21 protein-coding genes are annotated in these 20,958 nt (G+C 58.7%); 10 read left to right on the top strand and 11 right to left on the bottom strand.

The window, feature by feature from the left end; all coding sequences use genetic code 11:
- The first annotated feature begins 140 nt into the window (after positions 1–140).
- A complete protein-coding gene (locus tag IF189_RS26460; protein ID WP_134828376.1) occupies positions 141–974 on the top strand; it encodes an EamA family transporter in 834 nt (277 codons plus the stop codon).
- A 35-nt stretch (positions 975–1,009) separates the two neighbouring features.
- Positions 1,010–1,393, top strand: a complete 384-nt coding sequence (locus tag IF189_RS26455) for an MAPEG family protein (RefSeq protein ID WP_085709110.1) — start codon at positions 1,010–1,012, stop codon at positions 1,391–1,393.
- Positions 1,394–1,442: 49 nt separating this feature from the next.
- On the opposite strand, the gene IF189_RS26450 is transcribed toward IF189_RS26455, so the two are convergent.
- Complete coding sequence (locus IF189_RS26450) at positions 1,443–2,615, bottom strand: murein transglycosylase A (protein WP_134828374.1); 1,173 nt, start codon at positions 2,613–2,615, stop codon at positions 1,443–1,445.
- 128 nt (positions 2,616–2,743) lie between these two features.
- On the opposite strand from IF189_RS26450, the gene IF189_RS26445 reads away from it, so the two are divergent.
- Positions 2,744–3,193, top strand: a complete 450-nt coding sequence (locus IF189_RS26445) for a c-type cytochrome (RefSeq protein WP_192552485.1) — start codon at positions 2,744–2,746, stop codon at positions 3,191–3,193.
- 52 nt (positions 3,194–3,245) lie between these two features.
- Here the strand turns inward: IF189_RS26445 and IF189_RS26440 are convergent, their stop codons facing one another.
- The 4 genes from IF189_RS26440 to IF189_RS26425 all read right to left on the bottom strand — a co-directional run bounded on the left by IF189_RS26440 (position 3,246) and on the right by IF189_RS26425 (position 7,765).
- A complete protein-coding gene (locus tag IF189_RS26440) occupies positions 3,246–3,641 on the bottom strand; it encodes a DUF1090 domain-containing protein (RefSeq protein WP_085709113.1) in 396 nt (131 codons plus the stop codon).
- A 96-nt stretch (positions 3,642–3,737) separates the two neighbouring features.
- Positions 3,738–5,417, bottom strand: a complete 1,680-nt coding sequence (ligB, locus tag IF189_RS26435; protein ID WP_192552484.1) for an NAD-dependent DNA ligase LigB — start codon at positions 5,415–5,417, stop codon at positions 3,738–3,740.
- Between the two features lie 143 nt (positions 5,418–5,560).
- Positions 5,561–6,751, bottom strand: coding sequence for a methionine adenosyltransferase (gene metK / locus IF189_RS26430; protein WP_027610621.1), 1,191 nt, complete (start codon positions 6,749–6,751; stop codon positions 5,561–5,563).
- Positions 6,752–6,769: 18 nt separating this feature from the next.
- Entirely contained in the window at positions 6,770–7,765 is a 996-nt protein-coding gene (locus tag IF189_RS26425; RefSeq protein ID WP_134828370.1) for an ArsR/SmtB family transcription factor, read from the bottom strand.
- Positions 7,766–8,036: 271 nt separating this feature from the next.
- Here IF189_RS26425 and tkt point away from each other — a divergent pair, with 271 nt between their 5' ends.
- From tkt to fba, 6 genes are all read left to right on the top strand, one after another.
- Positions 8,037–10,034, top strand: a complete 1,998-nt coding sequence (gene tkt / locus IF189_RS26420) for a transketolase (RefSeq protein WP_119427571.1) — start codon at positions 8,037–8,039, stop codon at positions 10,032–10,034.
- Positions 10,035–10,185: 151 nt separating this feature from the next.
- Complete coding sequence (gene epd / locus IF189_RS26415) at positions 10,186–11,238, top strand: erythrose-4-phosphate dehydrogenase (protein WP_192552483.1); 1,053 nt, start codon at positions 10,186–10,188, stop codon at positions 11,236–11,238.
- 12 nt (positions 11,239–11,250) lie between these two features.
- Positions 11,251–12,414 (top strand): phosphoglycerate kinase, encoded by a 1,164-nt coding sequence (locus IF189_RS26410; protein ID WP_011336326.1) that lies wholly within the window; start codon positions 11,251–11,253, stop codon positions 12,412–12,414.
- A 34-nt stretch (positions 12,415–12,448) separates the two neighbouring features.
- Positions 12,449–12,670, top strand: a complete 222-nt coding sequence (locus IF189_RS26405) for a hypothetical protein (RefSeq protein ID WP_085688661.1) — start codon at positions 12,449–12,451, stop codon at positions 12,668–12,670.
- A gap of 57 nt (positions 12,671–12,727) precedes the next feature.
- Complete coding sequence (locus IF189_RS26400; protein WP_114886030.1) at positions 12,728–13,060, top strand: MliC family protein; 333 nt, start codon at positions 12,728–12,730, stop codon at positions 13,058–13,060.
- 125 nt (positions 13,061–13,185) lie between these two features.
- Positions 13,186–14,250, top strand: a complete 1,065-nt coding sequence (fba, locus tag IF189_RS26395) for a class II fructose-bisphosphate aldolase (protein WP_007959708.1) — start codon at positions 13,186–13,188, stop codon at positions 14,248–14,250.
- A gap of 229 nt (positions 14,251–14,479) precedes the next feature.
- Here fba and IF189_RS26390 read toward each other — a convergent pair whose 3' ends face one another.
- From IF189_RS26390 to IF189_RS26365, 6 genes are all read right to left on the bottom strand, one after another.
- Positions 14,480–14,917 (bottom strand): hypothetical protein, encoded by a 438-nt coding sequence (locus tag IF189_RS26390; RefSeq protein ID WP_192552482.1) that lies wholly within the window; start codon positions 14,915–14,917, stop codon positions 14,480–14,482.
- Positions 14,918–15,313: 396 nt separating this feature from the next.
- Positions 15,314–15,742 carry a hypothetical protein gene (locus IF189_RS26385; RefSeq protein WP_192552481.1) on the bottom strand — a complete coding sequence of 143 codons (429 nt, stop codon included), beginning with the start codon at positions 15,740–15,742 and terminating at the stop codon, positions 15,314–15,316.
- A 192-nt stretch (positions 15,743–15,934) separates the two neighbouring features.
- On the bottom strand, positions 15,935–16,510 hold the full coding sequence (locus tag IF189_RS26380; protein ID WP_192552480.1) for a hypothetical protein: 576 nt from the start codon (positions 16,508–16,510) through the stop codon (positions 15,935–15,937).
- A gap of 35 nt (positions 16,511–16,545) precedes the next feature.
- Positions 16,546–16,806 (bottom strand): hypothetical protein, encoded by a 261-nt coding sequence (locus IF189_RS26375; RefSeq protein WP_192552479.1) that lies wholly within the window; start codon positions 16,804–16,806, stop codon positions 16,546–16,548.
- A 266-nt stretch (positions 16,807–17,072) separates the two neighbouring features.
- Positions 17,073–17,432, bottom strand: coding sequence for a DUF6124 family protein (locus IF189_RS26370; RefSeq protein WP_192552478.1), 360 nt, complete (start codon positions 17,430–17,432; stop codon positions 17,073–17,075).
- A 364-nt stretch (positions 17,433–17,796) separates the two neighbouring features.
- Entirely contained in the window at positions 17,797–18,465 is a 669-nt protein-coding gene (locus IF189_RS26365) for a polysaccharide lyase family 7 protein (RefSeq protein ID WP_134828365.1), read from the bottom strand.
- 333 nt (positions 18,466–18,798) lie between these two features.
- Here IF189_RS26365 and IF189_RS26360 point away from each other — a divergent pair, with 333 nt between their 5' ends.
- Positions 18,799–20,922, top strand: coding sequence for a putative bifunctional diguanylate cyclase/phosphodiesterase (locus tag IF189_RS26360; protein WP_192552477.1), 2,124 nt, complete (start codon positions 18,799–18,801; stop codon positions 20,920–20,922).
- Positions 20,923–20,958: the final 36 nt, after the last annotated feature.

Below are 20,958 nucleotides of genomic sequence, written 5' to 3'. Positions count from 1 at the left end.
CGGGCAGGTTTTTTTGGCATTTGTCTGTGCGCAACCGGGTGTGGCGAGGTCGCTTGACGTATAAACAGCGCCTGACACATCGCGAATCAAAGACCTGATCAAATGGCTCGGGTTCAAAAACAAGAATGAAGGAGTGACACGTGCTGGCGACAGCTCTGGTGTTGGTGGCGGCGCTGTTGCACGCCGCGTGGAATACCCTGATCAAGTTCAGCGCCGAGCGGTTGCTGGTGGTGGCCTGCATGGACACTGTGGCGCTGTTGTTCGTCGCGCTGGCGTTTCCTTTCATCAGCCTGCCGCCGCAGGAAATCTGGCCGTGGATTCTGGCGTCGGCGGCGTTCGAGCTGCTTTATCGCTATCTGTTGATCCAGGCCTATCGGGTCGGCGACCTGGGGCTGGTCTATCCGCTGATGCGCGGGCTGTCGCCATTGGTGGTGCTGGCGCTGACCCTGATCTTCGCCGGCGAAGTGCTGAGCACCCAGCAGATCTTCGGGATCATGCTGATCCCGCTGGGCATGGCCTGCCTGCTCTGGCAGGGCGGCGGCGGGAAACACCTGCCGTGGTCGATGCTGCCGGTGGTGGCGCTGATCGGGCTGTGCATCGGCTGCTACACCTACATCGATGGCCAGGCCTTGCGGCGCTGGTCGCATCCGCTGGATTACCTGGTCTGGGTCACGCTGCTCAGCGCCTGGCCGTTCCCGATGCTGGCGTGGGTGGCCAAGCGGCCGGCGTTCCTGCAGTTCTGGCGCGAACAATGGAAGCTGGGGCTGGCGGTCGGGTTCTGTGTGTTGTTCAGCTACGCTCTGGTGCTGTGGGCGATGCAGCTGGGGTCGATTGCCGAGGCCGCGGCGTTGCGCGAGATCAGCGTGATTCTGGTGGTGCTGTTCGGCATGCGTTACCTGAAAGAACCTTTCGGCCGGCCACGGCTCTTAGCCTGTGGGCTGGTGCTGATCGGCATGCTGGTGATGAAGTTCTGACCCGCCAACTCTAAAAACTGAAAAAGGACGGCGTTATGACGGTGGCTCTGTGGTGCGTTTTCATTGCGATCTTTCTGCCCTATGTGTGCACGGGCGTGGCCAAGGCTGTCGGTGGTTACCGGCTCAGCGACAATCACGATCCCCGGGATTTTCTTGAAAGCCTGAACGGTGTGGCGCGACGGGCCCATGCGGCGCAATTGAACAGTTTTGAAGTGACGCCGGCCTTTGCGGCGGCGGTGATCGTCGCGCACCTGGTGGGCACGGCACAGTTGGTGACGGTCAATGTGCTGGCAGTGCTGTTCATCACCAGTCGCCTGCTTTACATCATTTGCTATCTGGCGGACTGGGCGATTCTGCGGTCGCTGGTGTGGTTTGTCGGGATGGGGCTGATTGCCAGTTTCTTCTTCGTTTCGGTCTGAAACTGAACAGATCGCAGGCTGACGAGGCCTGCGATCTTTTGCGTTGCGCTTACTGCTTGTCGGCCACCTGCGGCACTTGCGGCAATGCCGCGCCTTTTGGCCAGAGCATCCAGATCTGCCCTTGCTGCTTCATGTCGCCGGCCAGTTGCCCGGCGGCATCGCCGGTGCCCCAGAACAGATCCGCACGAACTTCGCCGGCAATTGCGCCGCCAGTGTCCTGCGCAGCCACCGGGCGTACCAGTGCCGTGCCGTCAGGGCGGGTGGTCGACAGCCACAACAGGCTGCCCAGCGGAATCACCTTGCGATCCACCGCCGCGCTGTAACCGGCGGTCAGCGGCACATTCAACGAGCCGCGGGGGCCTTCGTTGCTGTCCGGGTTGCGGGTGAAGAACACATAACTCGGGTTGCTGCCCAGCAATTCCGGAATGCGCGACGGATTGGCCTTGGCCCAGTTGCTGATGGCGCCCATGGTCACGTCTTCTTTCTTCAGCTCACCCTGTTCCACCAGCCAGCGGCCGATCGGCCGGTACGGGTGGCCGTTCTGGTCGGCGTAGGCAATGCGCAGTTGCCGGCCGTCATCGGTCTGAATCCGCCCCGAACCCTGGATCTGCAGGAATTGCAGGTTCATCGGGTCGGTCAGCCACGCGACTACGGGTGCCTTGACCCCTTTGCTCTCGATGGTCGCGGCGTCGTCGTAAGGTTTCAGCACGCGGCCCTCAATGCGTCCGCGCAGTCGTTTGCCTTTCAGCTCAGGGTAAATGCTGTCCAGGGAGACGATGATCATGTCTTCGGGCACGCCATACACCGGCACATTGGCGGTTGCGGTTTGCGTCAGGCTGCCGGGATAGACCGGTTCGTAGTAACCGGTGATCAGACCGTTGGGATTGTCATTTTCGGCGCGCAGGCCGAACACATCGAGGTTTTGCTTGAGGAACGTGCGGATATCGCCAGCGCTTTGCGGCACATTGGCCGCCGCCGCGCAGGTGGCGCCCCAGACCGGGTCAGCCTTGAGCCGGGTGCAGGCGCTGCGCCATGAACCGAAACCGGCCACCAGATCGTTGTCGGAAACCGCAGGCAGGGCTTCCCAGGTGGCGCTGGAGTAAGTGGCCAGGGCGTGGGTTTTCGGCTTGGCACTGTCGCCTCCGGTGCAGCCGGCAAGAATGGCCAGCAGCGGCAGGGTTGCGATGAGTGGGTGGCGCCAGGCCTTGAAACGGCTGTTCATGGAGAATTTCCTGTGTCGGTTGCAGGCGTGCTCCATGCGCGCCGGCAACCCATATTATTAATAGGGCTATTGGTGTTTGGCGGTGACGCGAGGATACTGGCCGCCGAATTCCGTGACCTGAAGCCACCATGACTCTTAAAAGACTTTCTGTTGTATTGCTGGCCTGTCTGACCTTGTCCGCCTGCGGCGGTGTCGATCCCAATTCCCCACTGGGTCAGCGCAAGGCGATCTTCAAGCAGATGCTCAAGACCGGCGAAGACCTGGGCGGCATGCTGCGCGGGCGCATCCCCTTCGACGGGCCGAAATTCACGGAAGGCGCGATCAAGCTCGATGCGCTGTCCCATGAACCGTGGAAGCATTTTCCTTCGGTGCGCGAGGAAGATCACACCAGCGCCAAGGACGATGTCTGGCAGCGACAGGCACGTTTCCAGGAAATGGCCCGCACCCTTGAGGCGGCCACCGGTGAACTGGTGGTCGCCAGCAAGGTTCAGCCGTACAAGGCCAGCAACCTGGGGCCGGCGGTGCAGAAGGTCGAAGATGCCTGCAGTGCCTGTCATAAAGAGTTTCGGGATCATTGATCCTGACGTGCGGTGACGGAGAGGGCTCTTTCACCGCACATTGCCTGGCGGATTACTTGTCCAGTTCGTCCAGCGCGTCCTGCAATTCCTTGCGGGACTCGGCGAGCTTGTTCTTGCGCTTGTCGATCTTCTCCGGGTCGCCTTTCTTCATGGCCTTGTCGAGATCGGCCTGGCGCTTGCTCACTTCGTGCTTGGCGTCGAGCACCTTGTTTTCACGTTCCTTCTTCAGGCCGGCGTCGGTGCAGTGTTCGGTGACTTCGCGCAGGGCGGTTTCGAGACCGGCCTGCTGATCGGCGTTGCCGCGGGATTTGGCCTGTTCGATCTGATTGATGATGCCTTGCTTCTTGGCGGCGCAACCGGTGAGGCCCGGGGCGTCTTCGCCAGCCATCGCGGGTGCGGCCATTACGGCGCAAAGAGTCAGCATGGCGAGCGGTGCGAGAAATTTCATAAAAGCTCCATGTGCAAAGGCAATCGGGTCGGGAAAGCACTGCGCTGTTGGAGCGCTTCGGCGACCGTTGGGTTCCCGGCTTGCCGGGATGCATGTTCAGAAACCGTCGATTCCGGCGGCGCGTAAGGTTTCACTCAGGGCCAGCACCTGCGGGTCGCGGAAAAAAGCGCTCAATTGCGCCGCGCGACCGGGGCCGATTCCGGGTTCTGCCTGCCATTGTTCGGTATTTCGTTGTGCCAGCGCTTGCCATGAATCAGCCAAAGAGGCCTGACCGGTCGGCGGTAACCCCAGGGCCTTGAGCCACTGGGTGAACGGCCGCTGGCGAGCGCTGTAAAAACTGTGGAGCAGGCGGGCGCTGCTGCGCTCGCCGAGGCCGGCAATCTTAGCAAGCTCTGGCTCGTCGAGGGCCAACCAATCCAGCAGGTTGTTCAGGCGGCCTGTATCCAGAAGTTTCTCCCAAGTACCGCGCCCGACATGGGGCAGTGCCAGCCCTTGCTTGCCGCCAAGCCAGATCAGGCGCGCGAGGAACTGACTCTCGCATCCGGGCGTCGGTTGCCAGCAGCTTAGCGGGTGAAAGTCGCTGGCGAGAGGAACGTCCAATTCGACGCGCTCCGTGCTGCGCAACACGACGCTGTCGAGTCGCGGAATCGTTAGTCCCGCCAGGCTGATCGCCACTTGATCGCCGGGACGAATGTCCAGTTCCTGCCAGCGTTTGAGCGAGCTGACGCTGACCCGCCTGATCTGGTGGTCGTCGAGCATGACCGGCGCCAGTTCCAGTACAGGGGTGATGCGCCCGGTGCGACCGACCTTGAAATCGACCTTGCGCACATCGGCCAGCGCCTGGGCAAACGGGTATTTCCAGGCCACGGCCCAGTAAGGCGGGCGCGCCTGCCAGCGTTCGGCAGCAGGACGCTGGCTCTGACGCAGGACGATGCCGTCGCTGGCAAAGGGCAGTGGCGAGCGATACCAGTGATCGCGCCATTGCTGCGCATCGGCAAGACCACTGACGGGTTGGCTGTAAGGTTCTGTCGTGGCGAAGCCCAGTGTTGCCAGCCCCGTGATTCGCTCTGTCAGGCTGCTCGGTCCCAGCGGCCAGTCCCAGACAAAAAGCCCGATGCCCGCTGCCTGCTCGGCACTCAAGTCCTTGCGTCCCATCAGGCCGGCGACTGTTGCACGGGCGTTGGCGCTGCCGGTGCGGGCCTGGATATGGTCGTTCAGTCGCCAATAGAGTTCGCCCTGTACTGACAGATCCAGCGGTTGTGTCAGCTCTTGGGGAATGGCGCTGATCTTCTGTGCCGATGCAGTCCAGTCCTGCCCGCGTATTCCGTCGCCGCGACTGATTGCCTGTTGCAACCGCCCGGCACGATAGATCAGCGTGACGGCCACGCCATCGACCTTGGGTTGTGCCCAGACGTTCTTGCGGTCGCGCAGCCAGGCTTCGATGTCTGTAGCGTCGTGAAGCTTGTCGAGGCCGGTGTGGACGATTGGATGTGCGACCGGACCAGCCGCAGTCCGTAACGGCTTGGGCGGTGAAGGATGTTTGAAGCACTGGCGCCATTCGCCGAGCCGGGTACGGGACTGATCGTAGAGTTCATCGGCGATCAGCGACCGGCCTTCGCGGTGATAGGCGTCGTCCCATTGATCGATCTGTTGTTGCAGGGCAGTGATTTCGCTTCGGGCCCGGTTGGCAGTCCAGTCCGGACAATCGCCAGCGAAGGCGCTGAGGTGGGCGCAGAGCAGGAGGAAAATGCAAAACAGGCGCAGTGTGGCAGGCATCGTGAGCGTCCTTGCTCAGGGAGATACCTGAAGGCTAGCCGGGATTTTCCAGCGGGCCGGGCGGCTGTTTTGCCGGGTGTTTCGCGGCCATGAAAAAGCCCCGCACGGCGAACCGTGCGGGGCTTTTTGTACCGCCAGGAAAATTACAGGCCGGCAGCAGAACGCAGAGCGTCGGCGCGGTCGGTTTTTTCCCAGGTGAAAGTGGAGAAGGTGTCTTCGCCAACAGTCTTGGTCTGCGGAGCACGGCCGAAGTGGCCGTAGGCTGCAGTTTCCTGGTACATCGGGTGCAGCAGGTCGAGCATGGTGGTGATCGCGTATGGACGCAGGTCGAACACTTCGCGGACCAGTTTGATGATCTTGTCATCGCTGATCTTGCCGGTGCCGAAGGTGTTCAGCGAGATCGAGGTAGGCTGGGCCACACCGATCGCGTAGGAAACCTGGATCTCGCAACGCTCGGCCAGGCCGGCAGCCACGATGTTCTTGGCAACGTAACGGCCAGCGTAGGCAGCCGAGCGGTCAACCTTCGATGGATCTTTACCCGAGAACGCGCCGCCGCCGTGACGGGCCATGCCGCCGTAGCTGTCGACGATGATCTTGCGACCGGTCAGACCACAGTCACCCACCGGGCCGCCGATGATGAACTGGCCGGTCGGGTTGATGTGGAACTGGGTGTCCTTGCTCAGCAGTTCGGCAGGCAGCACGTGCTTGACGATCAGCTCCATCACGCCTTCGCGCAGGTCTTTGTACGACACTTCAGGGTTGTGCTGGGTCGACAGAACAACAGCGTCGATACCCACAACCTTGCCGCCTTCGTAACGGCAGGTCACTTGCGACTTGGCGTCCGGGCGCAGCCAAGGCAGCAGACCCGATTTACGGGCTTCGGCCTGGCGCTGAACCAGCTGGTGGGAGAAGGTGATCGGTGCCGGCATCAGCACGTCGGTTTCGTTGCTGGCGTAGCCGAACATCAGGCCCTGGTCGCCGGCGCCCTGATCTTCAGGCTTGGCACGGTCAACGCCCTGGTTGATGTCAGGGGACTGCTTGCCGATGATGTTCATCACGCCGCAGGTTGCGCCGTCGAAGCCGACTTCGGAGCTGGTGTAGCCGATGTCGCAGATCACGTCACGAACGATCTGCTCCAGGTCGACCCAGGCGCTGGTGGTCACTTCACCGGCAACGATGGCCACGCCAGTCTTGACCAGGGTTTCCACGGCAACGCGTGCGTGCTTGTCCTGGGCGATGATGGCGTCCAGCACTGCATCGGAAATCTGGTCGGCGATTTTGTCCGGATGTCCTTCAGACACGGACTCGGAGGTGAAGAGGGAGTATTCGCTCATCTCGATGTTTTCCTGAATTTACCGATGGTGAGTGTCGCCAGCCGGTCGCTGAAAATGGCGGACCTGGATCTGGAAACCATTACGTAAGCCTACATAGAGGCTTTCCCCGGGAACGAGTCCCGCAGCGGTGGCCCAACGGGCCAGATCGTCCTGTTCAAACCCCAACCACAGATCACCGCAGGCCTCCCTGGCCCAACTCTGGTTGTGGCTACATAACTCTGTCACGAGCAGGCTACCGCCCGGTTGCAGCAGGCTGGCCATGTGCTTGAGCGCTTCGGCCGGCGCGGCGAAATGGTGCAACACCATGTTCAACACCACGCAATCGGCCTGAAGGCTCACGCCATTCAATGCATCGGCCAATTGCAGGCTGACGTTAGTCAGCTTTTCACGTTCACATACCTGACGGGCCAGTTCGAGCATCGCCGCGCTGTTGTCCAGTGCGGTTACGGTGCCGAAGCGGCGCGCCAGTTCCGGCAGGAATGCACCATCGCCGGGGCCGACTTCAATGGCCGTGGCAGCGCCATTGAAATTCAGTTTGTCGAGCAGGGCCAGCACGCTTTCACGGTACTGCGGCAGGCCGGCAATCAAATCCTGCTGGGCGCGGAATTTCTCCGCGACCCGTGCGAAAAAGTCCTGGCTGTTGGCAGCACGCTGCCCATGGACCTGTGCGATCCGTGTTTCCACGTCGGTCGGCAGCGCCAGATTGTCGACTTCTTCTAACAACGCCGCGTGCAACTTGCCGCCCAGCAGCTCGGTGTGGGGCAGGGCGCGGCGATAGAAAACCGCATTGCCTTCACGGCGAGTCGCCACCAGATCGGCTTGTGCCAACACCTTGAGGTGATGGCTCATGCCGGACTGGCCGATATCGAAAATCTGCGCCAGTTCCAGTACGCCGAACGAATCGTTGGCCAGGGCGCGCAATACATTCAGCCGCAACGGATCACCGCCGGCCTTGCACAGGGCCGCCAGCTCGTCGCAATCGTCATGGCGAATGGAAGGCACGCGTAAGTTCATAGGGCCAGCAGTCTAGAGACGGCCGGAAAACACCGCAAGGCCAATATCAAAAAGTTTTGATATTGCTCGATGGGTGGCACTTTTTATTGCACTTCTCACTGACCGGTTAACTCTACAGACGAACAGCGGAAAGGTTTCACCAGCCGAAACCGATGTTATCCATGGGAAAAACGCCTCCGGATGACTATCTGTCATTGCCCCGAGGCGCTCGGGTGAGGGAAAATGCCCTCCTTTTTTCCGTTTCAATCTATTCACACCCAGGAGATCAGCGATGCCTAGCCGTCGTGAGCGTGCCAACGCCATTCGTGCCCTCAGCATGGATGCCGTGCAAAAAGCCAACAGCGGCCATCCCGGTGCCCCTATGGGTATGGCAGATATTGCCGAAGTGCTTTGGCGCGACTACCTCAAGCACAACCCGAGCAATCCATCCTTCGCCGACCGTGACCGCTTTGTGCTGTCCAACGGCCACGGCTCGATGTTGATCTACTCGCTGCTGCACCTGACCGGCTACGACCTGTCGATCGACGACCTGAAACAGTTCCGTCAACTGCACAGCCGCACCCCGGGCCACCCGGAATTCGGTTACACCCCGGGCGTCGAGACCACTACCGGCCCGCTGGGTCAGGGTCTGGCCAACGCCGTGGGCTTCGCCCTGGCTGAAAAGGTACTGGGCGCGCAGTTCAACCGTCCTGGCCACAACATCGTCGACCACCACACCTACGTGTTCCTGGGTGATGGCTGCATGATGGAAGGCATTTCCCACGAAGTCGCTTCCCTGGCCGGTACCCTGGGCCTGGGCAAGCTGATCGCCTTCTACGATGACAACGGCATCTCCATCGACGGCGAAGTCGAGGGCTGGTTCACCGATGACACGCCGAAGCGATTCGAAGCCTACAACTGGCAGGTGATCCGCAACGTCGACGGTCACGACCCGGAAGAGATCAAGACCGCCATCGAGACCGCGCGCAAGAGCCCGCTGCCGACCCTGATCTGCTGCAAGACCACCATCGGTTTCGGTTCGCCGAACAAGCAGGGCAAGGAAGATTGCCACGGCGCCCCGCTGGGTGACGCGGAAATCGCCCTGACCCGCCAGGCGCTGAACTGGAACCACGGTCCGTTCGAAATCCCGGCCGACATCTATGCCGAGTGGGATGCCAAGGAAAAGGGCCGCGCCGTCGAGTCCGAGTGGGACCAGCGTTTCGCTGCCTACTCCGCCGCGTTCCCGACCGAAGCCAACGAACTGATCCGTCGCCTGAGCGGCGAACTGCCAGCTGACTTCTCCGAGAAGGCTGACGCCTACATCGCTGAAGTCGCGGCCAAGGGCGAAACCATCGCCAGCCGTAAAGCCAGCCAGAACGCCCTGAACGCGTTCGGCCCGCTGCTGCCGGAAGTGCTGGGCGGTTCGGCTGACCTGGCCGGTTCCAACCTGACCCTATGGAAAGGCTGCAAAGGCGTCAGCGCCGAAGACGCCAGCGGCAACTACATGTACTACGGCGTGCGCGAATTCGGCATGACCGCGATCATGAACGGCGTTGCCCTGCACGGCGGTCTGGTGCCTTACGGCGCGACCTTCCTGATGTTCATGGAATACGCCCGCAACGCCGTGCGCATGTCCGCTCTGATGAAGCAGCGTGTGATCCACGTCTACACCCACGACTCCATCGGTCTGGGCGAAGACGGCCCGACGCACCAGCCGATCGAGCAACTGACCAGCCTGCGCAGCACGCCAAACCTCGACACCTGGCGTCCAGCCGATGCTGTTGAATCGGCAGTGGCCTGGAAAAACGCCCTGGAACGCAAGGACGGCCCGTCGGCGCTGATCTTCTCGCGTCAGAACCTGCAGCATCAAACCCGTGATGCCGGCCAGATCGCCGACATCAGCCGTGGTGGCTATGTGCTGAAAGACTGCGCAGGCGAGCCTGAGCTGATCCTGATCGCTACCGGTTCGGAAGTCGGCCTGGCCGTTCAGGCCTACGACAAGCTGACCGAGCAGGGCCGCAAGGTTCGCGTGGTTTCCATGCCATGCACCAGCGCGTTCGACGCTCAGGACGCCAGCTACAAGCAATCGGTCCTGCCGTTGCAGGTCGGCGCGCGTATCGCGATCGAAGCGGCCCACGCCGACTTCTGGTTCAAGTACGTGGGTCTGGAAGGTCGCGTGATCGGCATGACCACCTACGGCGAATCGGCTCCGGCTTCGGCACTGTTCGAAGAGTTCGGCTTCACCCTGGAAAACATCCTGGGTCAGGCTGAAGAGCTGCTGGAAGACTGATCCAGAAGTTTTGTCGTCTGGGCTGCCGCCCATCGCGAGCAGGCTCGCTCCCACATTGGAATGCATTTTCCTGTGGGAGCGAGCCTGCTCGCGATAGCGGTAGTTGAAGCACCGCAACACTGACGGTTTCACCACGGTAATCGAGAACCCCATGCCTCAACCGCGTCCCTACAAAGTTGCACTCAACGGCTACGGCCGGATTGGTCGTTGCGTCTTGCGTGCGTTGTTCGAGCGAGGCTCGACGGCAGGGTTTGAAATTGTCGCGATCAACGATCTGGCCGACATGGCCAGCATCGAATACCTGACACGCTTCGACTCCACCCACGGCCGGTTTCCCGGCGAGGTGAAGGTCGACGGCGATTGTCTGCATATCAATGGCAACTGCGTGAAGGTTCTGCGCAGTTCCACCCCCGAAAGCATCGATTGGGCGTCCCTGGGCGTCGATCTGGTGCTCGAATGCTCCGGCGCCTACCACACCCGTGAAGACGGCCAGCGTTTCCTCGACGCCGGCGCGCCGCGGGTGCTGTTCTCGCAGCCGATGGCCAGCGAAGCGGATGTCGACGCCACCATCGTCTACGGCGTCAATCAGGATTGCCTGACCGGCGACGAACTGCTGGTGTCCAACGCCTCCTGCACCACCAACTGCGGCGTGCCGCTGTTGCGTCTGCTGGACAAGGCGATCGGGCTGGAATTCGTGTCGATCACCACGATTCACTCGGCGATGAACGATCAGCCGGTGATCGACGCCTATCACCACGAAGACCTGCGCCGCACCCGTTCGGCGTTCCAGTCGGTGATCCCGGTGTCCACCGGTCTGGCGCGTGGTATCGAGCGTCTGCTGCCGGAACTTGCCGGGCGAATCCAGGCCAAAGCCGTACGCGTGCCGACGGTCAACGTGTCCTGCCTCGACATCACGATGCAGACCGCGAGCGACACCGACGCCGGCGAGGTCAACCGGATCCTGCGCGAGGCTGCCACCAGCGGCCCGCTCAAAGGTCTGCTGGCCTACACCGAGCTGCCCCACGCAAGTTGTGATTTCAACCATGACCCACATTCGGCCATTGTCGATGCCAGTCAGACCCGCGTTTCCGGCCCACGGCTGGTGAACATCCTGGCCTGGTTCGACAACGAATGGGGTTTTGCCAACCGAATGCTGGATGTTGCAGAACACTATCTGCAGACAGCGACTTCAAAAAAACCGTAGGAAGTGCGACCCATGACCGTGTTGAAGATGTCCGACCTCGATCTGCAAGGTAAGCGCGTATTGATCCGCGAAGACCTCAACGTCCCAGTCAAGGACGGTGTTGTCACCAGCGATGCGCGTATCCTGGCTTCGCTGCCGACCATCAAGCTGGCCCTGGAAAAAGGCGCGGCCGTGATGGTCTGCTCGCACCTGGGTCGTCCGACCGAAGGCGAATTCTCTGCCGAGAACAGCCTCAAGCCTGTCGCCGACTACCTGAGCAAGGCCCTGGGCCGCGAAGTGCCGCTGGTGGCCGACTACCTGGGCGGCGTTGACGTCAAGGCCGGCGACATCGTGCTGTTCGAAAACGTGCGCTTCAACAAGGGCGAGAAAAAGAACGCCGATGAACTGGCCCAGCAATACGCTGCCCTGTGCGACGTGTTCGTGATGGACGCTTTCGGTACTGCTCACCGCGCCGAAGGTTCGACGCATGGTGTTGCCAAGTTCGCCAAAGTCGCCGCTGCCGGCCCGCTGCTGGCCGCTGAACTGGATGCACTGGGCAAAGCCCTGGGCGCTCCGGCCAAGCCGATGGCTGCGATCGTTGCCGGCTCCAAGGTCTCGACCAAACTCGATGTGCTGAACAGCCTGAGCCAGATCTGCGATCAACTGATCGTCGGCGGCGGCATCGCCAACACCTTCCTCGCTGCGGCCGGTCACCCGGTCGGCAAGTCGCTGTACGAGCCGGACCTGCTGGACACCGCCCGCGCCATCGCCGCCAAGGTCAGCGTGCCGCTGCCGGTCGACGTTGTGGTTGCCAAGGAATTCGCTGAAAGCGCCGAAGCGACTGTGAAGCTGATCGCTGACGTCGCTGCTGACGACATGATTCTGGACATCGGCCCGCAAACCGCGGCCAACTTCGCCGAGCTGCTGAAATCGTCGAAAACCATTCTGTGGAACGGCCCGGTCGGCGTGTTCGAATTCGACCAGTTCGGCAACGGCACCAAAGTGCTGGCCGAAGCCATCGCCGAAAGCGCGGCGTTCTCGATTGCCGGCGGTGGCGACACCTTGGCGGCCATCGATAAATATGGCGTGGCTGAAAAGATCTCCTACATTTCCACCGGCGGTGGCGCGTTCCTCGAATTCGTCGAAGGCAAGGTGCTGCCGGCCGTTGAAGTCCTGGAAAGCCGGGCCAAGGCCTGAGGCCGCCCGTTTGGCCAGGCAAAGGAGTGTTCAGATGGTCAAGTCGTTAGCGCTGTTGTTGCTGACCGGTACATTGGCAGCCTGCGGGAGTAACCCGAAGGCTGCGCCGGAGCCGGCACCCGGCGAGGCACAGAAAGGCTGCTACCAGGCCGACTGGCAGGCCGAAACCAACCCGGTGCTGAACAAGCGCTCGGGGCCGGAAGGCCTGGACAAATACGAGACGCAAACCCCGGCCAAGGAACATGGTTGCCCTTGACCGGTCTGACTCTTTAACTCAGGGCCGGCGGCGTGCGCTGCCGGTCGAGGAACACGGATGAAAGGCTTGATCGCCGTTGCGGCACTGGGATTGTTGGGTGGTTGTGCGCAGTGGAACCCGTTCCAGTCGTCCGCCCCTGTGGATAACTGGACCACCTGGACCTGCGACAGCCAGGCCAAGGTGCTGTGGCGCTACACCGACGCCGGCCAGAAGGCAGTCGATGTGCGGCTGGGCGGCGGCGATCAGGTCTATCGCCTGAAAGAAGAGCCGGGCGCCTCGGGCGCGCTGTACAGCGACGACATGCTGGCGTTTCACATCAAAGGTAATGAAGGCCTGGTCTACTGGGTCGCAACCAATGATCTGATCGGCCGGGGCTGCAAAGCCGAATAAAACAGAATTTGCTGTATCGAATCACCAGGCCGGGCCTCAACCCCCGATCTGCAATCACTTGAATAGCCGCCGCCGCTCCGGCAGGCTGGCACGATTAACGACCCAAACCGGGAGAGACACACACAATGGCACTTATCAGCATGCGCCAGATGCTGGACCACGCAGCCGAGTTCGGCTACGGCGTTCCAGCCTTCAACGTCAACAACCTTGAGCAGATGCGCGCCATCATGGAAGCCGCTGACAAGACTGACTCCCCGGTGATCGTCCAGGCTTCGGCCGGCGCCCGCAAATACGCCGGCGCGCCGTTCCTGCGTCACCTGATCCTGGCCGCGATCGAAGAATTCCCGCACATCCCGGTGTGTATGCACCAGGACCACGGCACCAGCCCTGACGTCTGCCAGCGCTCGATCCAGTTGGGCTTTAGCTCGGTGATGATGGACGGCTCCCTCGGCGAAGACGGCAAGACTCCGACCGACTACGAATACAACGTTCGCGTAACCCAACAGACCGTAGCCATGGCTCACGCCTGCGGCGTTTCGGTTGAAGGCGAGCTGGGCTGCCTGGGTTCGCTGGAAACCGGCATGGCCGGTGAAGAAGACGGCATCGGCGCCGAAGGCGTTCTGGATCACAGCCAAATGCTGACTGACCCGGAAGAAGCCGCTGACTTCGTCAAGAAGACTCAGGTCGACGCCCTGGCCATCGCCATCGGCACCAGCCACGGCGCCTACAAGTTCACCAAGCCGCCTACCGGCGACGTGCTGGCCATCGACCGCATCAAGGAAATCCACAAACGCATCCCGAACACCCACCTCGTGATGCACGGTTCCTCGTCGGTTCCACAAGAGTGGCTGGCGATCATCAACCAGTACGGCGGCGACATCAAAGAAACCTACGGCGTACCGGTTGAAGAAATCGTTGAAGGCATCAAGCACGGCGTGCGCAAGGTCAACATCGACACCGACCTGCGTCTGGCATCCACCGGCGCCATGCGTCGCCTGATGGCCACCAACCCGAGCGAGTTCGACCCACGTAAATTCTTCGGCGAAACCGTCAAGGCCATGCGCGATGTATGTATCGCTCGTTACGAAGCTTTCGGCACTGCCGGCAACGCTTCGAAGATCAAGCCGATCTCGCTGGAAAGCATGTATCAGCGTTATCTGAAGGGTGAGTTGAACGCCAAGGTCAATTGAGACTGGGTGTTGAGCTGAATTAAAAGAAACCCGCCGAGAGGCGGGTTTTTTTTTTGCCTGAACTTTCATGGTGAGCTCATATTTCTGCTGGATGGGATGTCACCTGTAACGGACAAAATCTGGATTTGCTGGGTCGAAGTCCGATATGGGTGACATTTTCATGGTCTGCGCAGCTTGTAGCAGTTTTAGTGTGAAGTTGACGGTTAAATAATTAGTCAACTTTTGCTGTTTACGGATTTACAAACTCTATATCGTAAGTGTTGGGGACGTAGTACGTATCAGTAGTTTGAGAATAGACGTCAAGGAGGATTCTTATTTTTCCAGGGCTTAGCTTAAGCATTTCTGCGCTTGTGAAAATGAAACGCGCTGGGCCGTCATAAGCAAGTGCGCCTTGAAAAGAAGTTTTATAGGAGCCCGTGATATTGGAGAGGTTTGAAGCATACACACTGAGCATGTCACCTTTTTTGAAGTGCGTATTGATGTCGGTCATCAAGTTAAAGCCATCATCTTTCACATGTGTTGTCATGGATAGTCCATAAAGTGTATAGGCCACGTTGTTTGGGTTTTTTCGGTCAAAGCCAATTTTTGGATGAACTTGGATGTTGTTGTTGATGGCGGTTGAGTAGTAATAGCCGGTGGAAATAGGTAAAGCGACAAAAGTGGGCATGATGTTTTCTCTTAAGGTACATGTGGCTCGTTTCATAGGTCATGAGACGGTTGGAGATGCTTTTGTAGTTTGGTGTCGTTCCAATTTAGGGGCTACTGTCAAAGTTGACAGTTCCTTAGAATTTCTGGCGATTGTTTGTAGATGTATGTGTTATGAGCAATGTGAGGGACGCATCACCTAGTGCGCGGGTTCTCGAACAGGCGATGAAAGGTTTATAAGTAATTAGAAATTATGGGTGCTGAACGGGTTTTCTAGATGGCAATATAGGTACAGCCCAGAATCATACGTGCTGTATGTGAAGGAGAGCTTGCCTGCAATGGCGGTGTACCAATTGCGCTGGGTGCTGGAGGTGGTTTTACTTTTGCAGGCAAGGTAGGTTTAACTGACAAGAATAATTTATGGAAGTACCTGATCAAGGAAAGTTGAGTTGAACACGTATATGGTATTGGTGCTGGGTCGTGTAATTGTTCCGTAGATGTCTAGAGTTCCAGGAGCGAGCGCTCTTTGGTCAGGCATTCCGACCATAATAACGGTTGTTGGATTAGCGGATTGTGAAAATGTATAACTATAATTTTTACTATTTGCAGATGAGTTTGTTGTTGTGTTGTCGATGTTGATGTCCAAAATATCCCCTGCCTGAGTGGGCATGGATGGTCTCACGTTAAAGCCACCGAGCCCCCGAAACATGCTGTACGGTTTGTTGTAGGGGGGTTGATAGGCCACATTGTTCATGTCCGTGGGGTCAAAGCCTATTTTTCGTTCTGCTGGAATATTGCTGTCGGAGTAAAAAACTAGAGGTGCAGGAGAAACGATGTACTTAGCCATGTGAAGTACCTCCGTTGGCTGGTGATTACTTCGCGGTGTATAAAAATCGAATGGCCTACATGGGATGGAAAAGGGGGCGATTTATTTGTTTTGCATGTACGCACAATTATCGGATAAATAAATCTGACCCCTTTTTTCTTTTCTTTTTTCTTTTCTTTTTTATTTTTTTCAAGCACTTTAATAGTTAATGGACTACCAAGATATTCCTATACTGGTTAGACTATCCCGATAGGTTTGAAGATCGCTAGTTGGGTTTGTAACCGGTTCGATACGAGCCCAACCTCCTATGGGATTACCATTGCAACGGCTGCACCAGCACACCGGATTTGTTGGGTGCCTTCTGTCGGGGGGAAGGCCGCCGATGCTTTGGGTGCCTTGAATGGTTGATATTTGAAAATTTTCTTCCTCCCAATTGGTGGTATTAGTGTGCCCCCATTTATGACCAAAAAAGTTGTCATCTTCGATTGCCTGTTGAAAAAACGGGCGACTCCGCGTAGTCGGACCGGTAAATCCGACACTGTATTCTGTTCCTTTGGGGGAGTTGTAAGCATCAAATATTTTTTGGGCATTGATTTTTATGAGAAGTACTGTTTGATTCATTGCGTAGGGTTTGACTTTGCTTGGAGAATTACTGGGCGCGAGGATGAATGCATCTTTCGCGAGGGCAATAAATATAAGGTCTTCCCTTAGCTTTCCTTGGTGTAGACAGATGAATGGCTCATTTGGTTTTAGTTCCAAGGCGCTGGATTGGGTGTCGTTGAAATACATTTTATTTCTCCGATCTATTTTAGTTTTATGTAGGGTTATTTTTGTTCATAGAGGACCCATGTCATAGGGTCTGCTTCCTGATAGAAATCCATTGTTGGGCTGTTAAAGCTCAATGCGCTTTGGTCGGTTTTAACGACCTCAATGGTTCCATTTTTTAAGTTGATTTTTCTAAGGATGATTTGCTCAAAGTTTCCGGTTGAATTCTTAATCCAATACTTACCGCCAGGAACCACTTCTCCCAGTGGGACATTTTGTGGAGTTAGTTTCGGATACGATGTACTGGTAGGGGTTGCCATTTTTCTCTCCTTGTTTGTGTTGCGTATATTCATTTTTATTCAGGAGAGTCGAAGTTTCTACTGTCATATCTGACAGTTTTTTATAATTTTTTATATTAATAAAATTCCATTTTGTTCTTAGGGGACGGCTTTTCTAGAAAGAAATGGAGAAGAATTCCTTTGTTGTGTGGTACAGGCTTTAATTAAAAAATTATTTTTTCTTGGGCTCGCAAGAAACCCGCCGAAAGGCGGGTTTATTTGGAACTGCTCTGGTCGGGTAGTCGATCCTACTTCGGCTCGATGTGATCCAGCGCCTGATTTACCGCCAGTTCTCCAAGCATCACCAGTTGCGCAATGCCTATCGCGGTTTTGCGGTCGGCGGGGGCGAGGGTGGCGGCGAAGTTGTTGAGCATTTCGCTGGCGGAGCCGAGGGTTTCGCTGGCGTTGGCCAGCAGGGATTCGGTGTTGCAGGCGGGGTTGGCGAAGTACATGGGGTCGGGTTCGTTGACCGTGGCCATGATGCGGGCGCCGGGGCAGAGGTAGTGGTCGAGGGCGCGCTCGGCGGCTTCGTTGAGTTTTTTGGAATCGAGGGATTCGTAGGGGGAGGCCGGGTCTGTGACCGGTGGATGAGGCGTAGATTGAATCATGTTTCGTCTCCGGGAAATGGAGCCGACACCGGATCGCTACTAAACGATGGGGTGGCAGCTGAACGCAGGTTAGTAGACCGGGGAGACGCGAACCGGCGCGCCCGAAAGCGCCCTGCGTACAGCTACCATCAAGCGCAGATATCGAGATATCTCACTTTCTGGAGTGCAAATACGCCTCGCGAACCCTCGGGCTACTAAACCCGATCACTGCGAATCAGTGACCCGAATCAAGTTACCGACGGCCCTCCAGGCGCACAAGCCGGCGGATTCTGGCGTAGCGGTAGGCCGCGACGCAAGCCGTTGTAGGCTTCAGGAAGTAACGCGCACTGCCTTTAAACAGCGGCCTTAAACGAGCACGTTGCCACTATTTATCGTGATCGATATCCAGCTTGCTGAACGTCACCTGCCCACCCTCGCTGGTGTACCCGGTGTTGTCCTGCACATACACGCCGGCCTTGAAGTACAGCGGCTTGTTGCGCCAGGTCGCGCTGATCTGCGAGTCCCACTGATACCCGGCCGCGCTGATACCCAGCGCGCCACCGGGGCTCAGGTGAATCAGGTAATTGAACTCGCGATCCAGTTTGATCCCGGTCGCCAGAGTAATCACCCGGCCCTCGTCGTCATCCGGGTGCATGCGCACCTTGATCACCAGGTTGCCGGAATCCAGTTTGCTCTTGTACTGATACTCGAGTTTCACCAGCGGCTTCTGGCTTTCATAGGCGTGGATCTGCCCGATAACGATCTTCCCGGAGCTGGGCACCTTGTTGACCGAAAGGGTCGCGCGCAGCAGGTTGTCGGCGTCCGGGTAGTACCAGTTGCGCAGGGTGCCGTTGCTGAAGGTTTCGCGCAGTTCGGTGCGCGGGTAGATGGCGTTTTCGGTTTTCGAGCCGGTCACCGGGGACCAGAAGAACAGGGTGCCGGTGTCGGAATGGAAGTACTGATCCTTGAAGCCGTTCACCAGTCTGGAGGTTTCGACGGTGTGGGGCGGGCTGCCAACGGGAACGCTGAGGTTCCAGGTTGCGAGGTCGATCATGTCGGTTCTTCCACTCTGTTTCTGCTGCACGCGCGTGCCAGAAGCTCTAGCCCGCGCCTCTTGGGGGCGGCCTTTATAAGCGTAGAGGGATTTTTTGTTAACGGCCGTCTGGCGGATGATTGGCGCCAACATCCTGTCGAAATGCCATGTTTCCCGGTTTTCGGGGGCTGCAGCGATGACCGTTAGTCGGCTACTTACCGGTTTGGTTAAATGATGGCCTGATGACAGCTACTGCTTTTTCGGATCCAGGACTAGAGTGAAGGCTCAGTAACAGTACGGTTTTCACGAGAAACCGGCCGCGTCCCGATTGGATGTCCCGACAAGAGAAGCAGCATGGAATGCGCGCAAACCCAGCCAGGTGAAGGCAGCTCCGTCCTTTTGATCGTTGATGATTACCCTGAAAATCTGATCAGCATGCGCGCGTTGCTGCAGCGCCAGGACTGGCAGGTCATGACCGCGGCTTCCGGTTTCGAAGCCCTCAGCCTGTTGCTTGAACACGACATCGACCTGGTGCTGCTGGATGTGCAGATGCCGGGCATGGACGGTTTCGAAGTCGCGCGCCTGATGCGCGGCAGCCAGCGAACGCGGCTCACTCCCATCATTTTCCTTACCGCCAACGAACAGTCCCAGGACGCCGTGATCAAGGGCTATGCCAGTGGCGCGGTGGATTACCTGTTCAAACCCTTCGACCCGCAGATTCTCAAGCCCAAGGTCCAGGCGTTGCTGGAGCATCAGCGTAATCGCCGGGCCTTGCAGCGCTTGAGTCAGGATCTGGAATCGGCGCGGGCCTTCAATGCGTCGGTGCTGGATAACGCCGCCGAAGGGATTCTGGTGTTGGCCGAGGATGGTTTGATCCGTTTCGCCAACCCGGCGATTTCCCGCTTGCTCAACGCGCCGGTGAAAGAACTGGAAGGGCAGGAGTTTCTCGATTTCCTGCAGAAACCGCACATTCCGCTGTGGGCCGATTCCGAGTTTTATGCCAGTTACAAACGTGGCGAGACGCTGCGTTTACACGATGCGTTGCTGCGTACCGCGCCAGGCCAGCAAGTGCCGGTGGCGTTGTCCTGCGCGCCGCTGCCGAGCGAACAGCATGCGATGGTGGTGACGGTGCTGGACATGTCGGTGGTGCGGCATCTGCATCAGCAGCTGGAATTTCAGGCTGTCACCGATCCGTTGACCGGGCTGCTCAATCGTCGTGGCTTTTACCAGACGGTGGAGAACCTGCTGTTGCGCGGTGAGCGCAGTGACAGCAGCTGGGTGCTGATGTACCTCGATCTCGATGGCTTCAAACGGGTCAACGACTCCCTCGGCCATGACGCCGGCGACCGGGTGTTGCGCTGGGTCTCCGAACAACTGAAAGCCTGCCTGCGGCCGTTCGACATTCTGGCGCGGATGGGCGGTGACGAGTTCACCGCGCTGCTGGATCTGGAATTCCCCGAACAAGCGGCGAAGATCGCCGAGAAGCTCATCGAACGGGTGTCGATCTGTCAGCAGATCGAAGGCATGGACATTGCCCTGGGCGCCAGTATCGGCATCGCCACGTACCCGGATTGCGGCAACAACCTCGACGGTTTGATGCGTGCCTCGGACATCGCCATGTACGAAGCCAAGCGCGCCGGGCGTCAGCAATATCGCTTTTACGATCACGAAATGAACGGCCGTGCGCGCTCAAGGCTGATGCTGGAAGAGAGCGTGCGCAACGCCATCGAGAACCGGGATTTCAATCTGGTGTATCAGCCGCAGGTGGCGATTGGCGACGGCCGGATTCGTGGTTTCGAGGCGTTGCTGCGCTGGCAGCATCCGAGTGTCGGCGACGTGCCGCCGGGGCTGTTCCTGCCGTTGCTGGAAGAGGCGACGTTGATCAGCCGGCTCGGCAGCTGGATCTATCACCGCAGCGCCGGGCAGCGTAAGGCCTGGGAGTTCGAGTTTTCCAGGGATCTGGTGCTTGGGGTGAGCCTGAGCAATACCCAGTTTGGTTTGCCGAATCTGGTGACCGAGTTGCGCCAGGTTCTGGAGCGCCATGGTTTGCAGCCACATCAGATGGAAGTGGAAGTGACCGAAGAGGCGCTGACGATCAACCCGGACGAGACCCGTAAACAACTGAAGCTGCTGCGCAATCTCGGGGTGCGGGTGGCGCTGGACGATTTCGGCTCCGGGTCCTGCTCGCTGTCGCATCTGCGGGATCTGGAGCTGGACACCCTCAAGCTCGATCGCCACCTGATCGCCCGATTGCCGGACTCGTCCCGGGACGCCTCGCTGGTGCGCACGGTCATCGAGCTGTGCAAGGAATACGGGTTGCTGGTAATTGCCGAAGGTGTGGAGACCGTCGAGCAATATCAATGGCTGCAAGCCCACGGGTGTGAGTACGTGCAAGGCTTCCTGGTGGCGCGGCCGCTGGTCGCCGAGGACGCGACGCGCTTTGCCGAGCCGTTCGACTGGAGCGCGTTGGCCGGTTGAATTCGCTACACTGGCGGCCTTTTCATGACCCGTGCC

It is taken from the genome of Pseudomonas sp. IzPS59 (genome assembly GCF_014863505.1).
Classification (GTDB): Bacteria; Pseudomonadota; Gammaproteobacteria; order Pseudomonadales; family Pseudomonadaceae; genus Aquipseudomonas; species Aquipseudomonas kribbensis.
The sequence above is the reverse complement of the archived record's forward strand: the minus strand, read 5'-3'. Positions and strand labels throughout refer to the sequence as shown.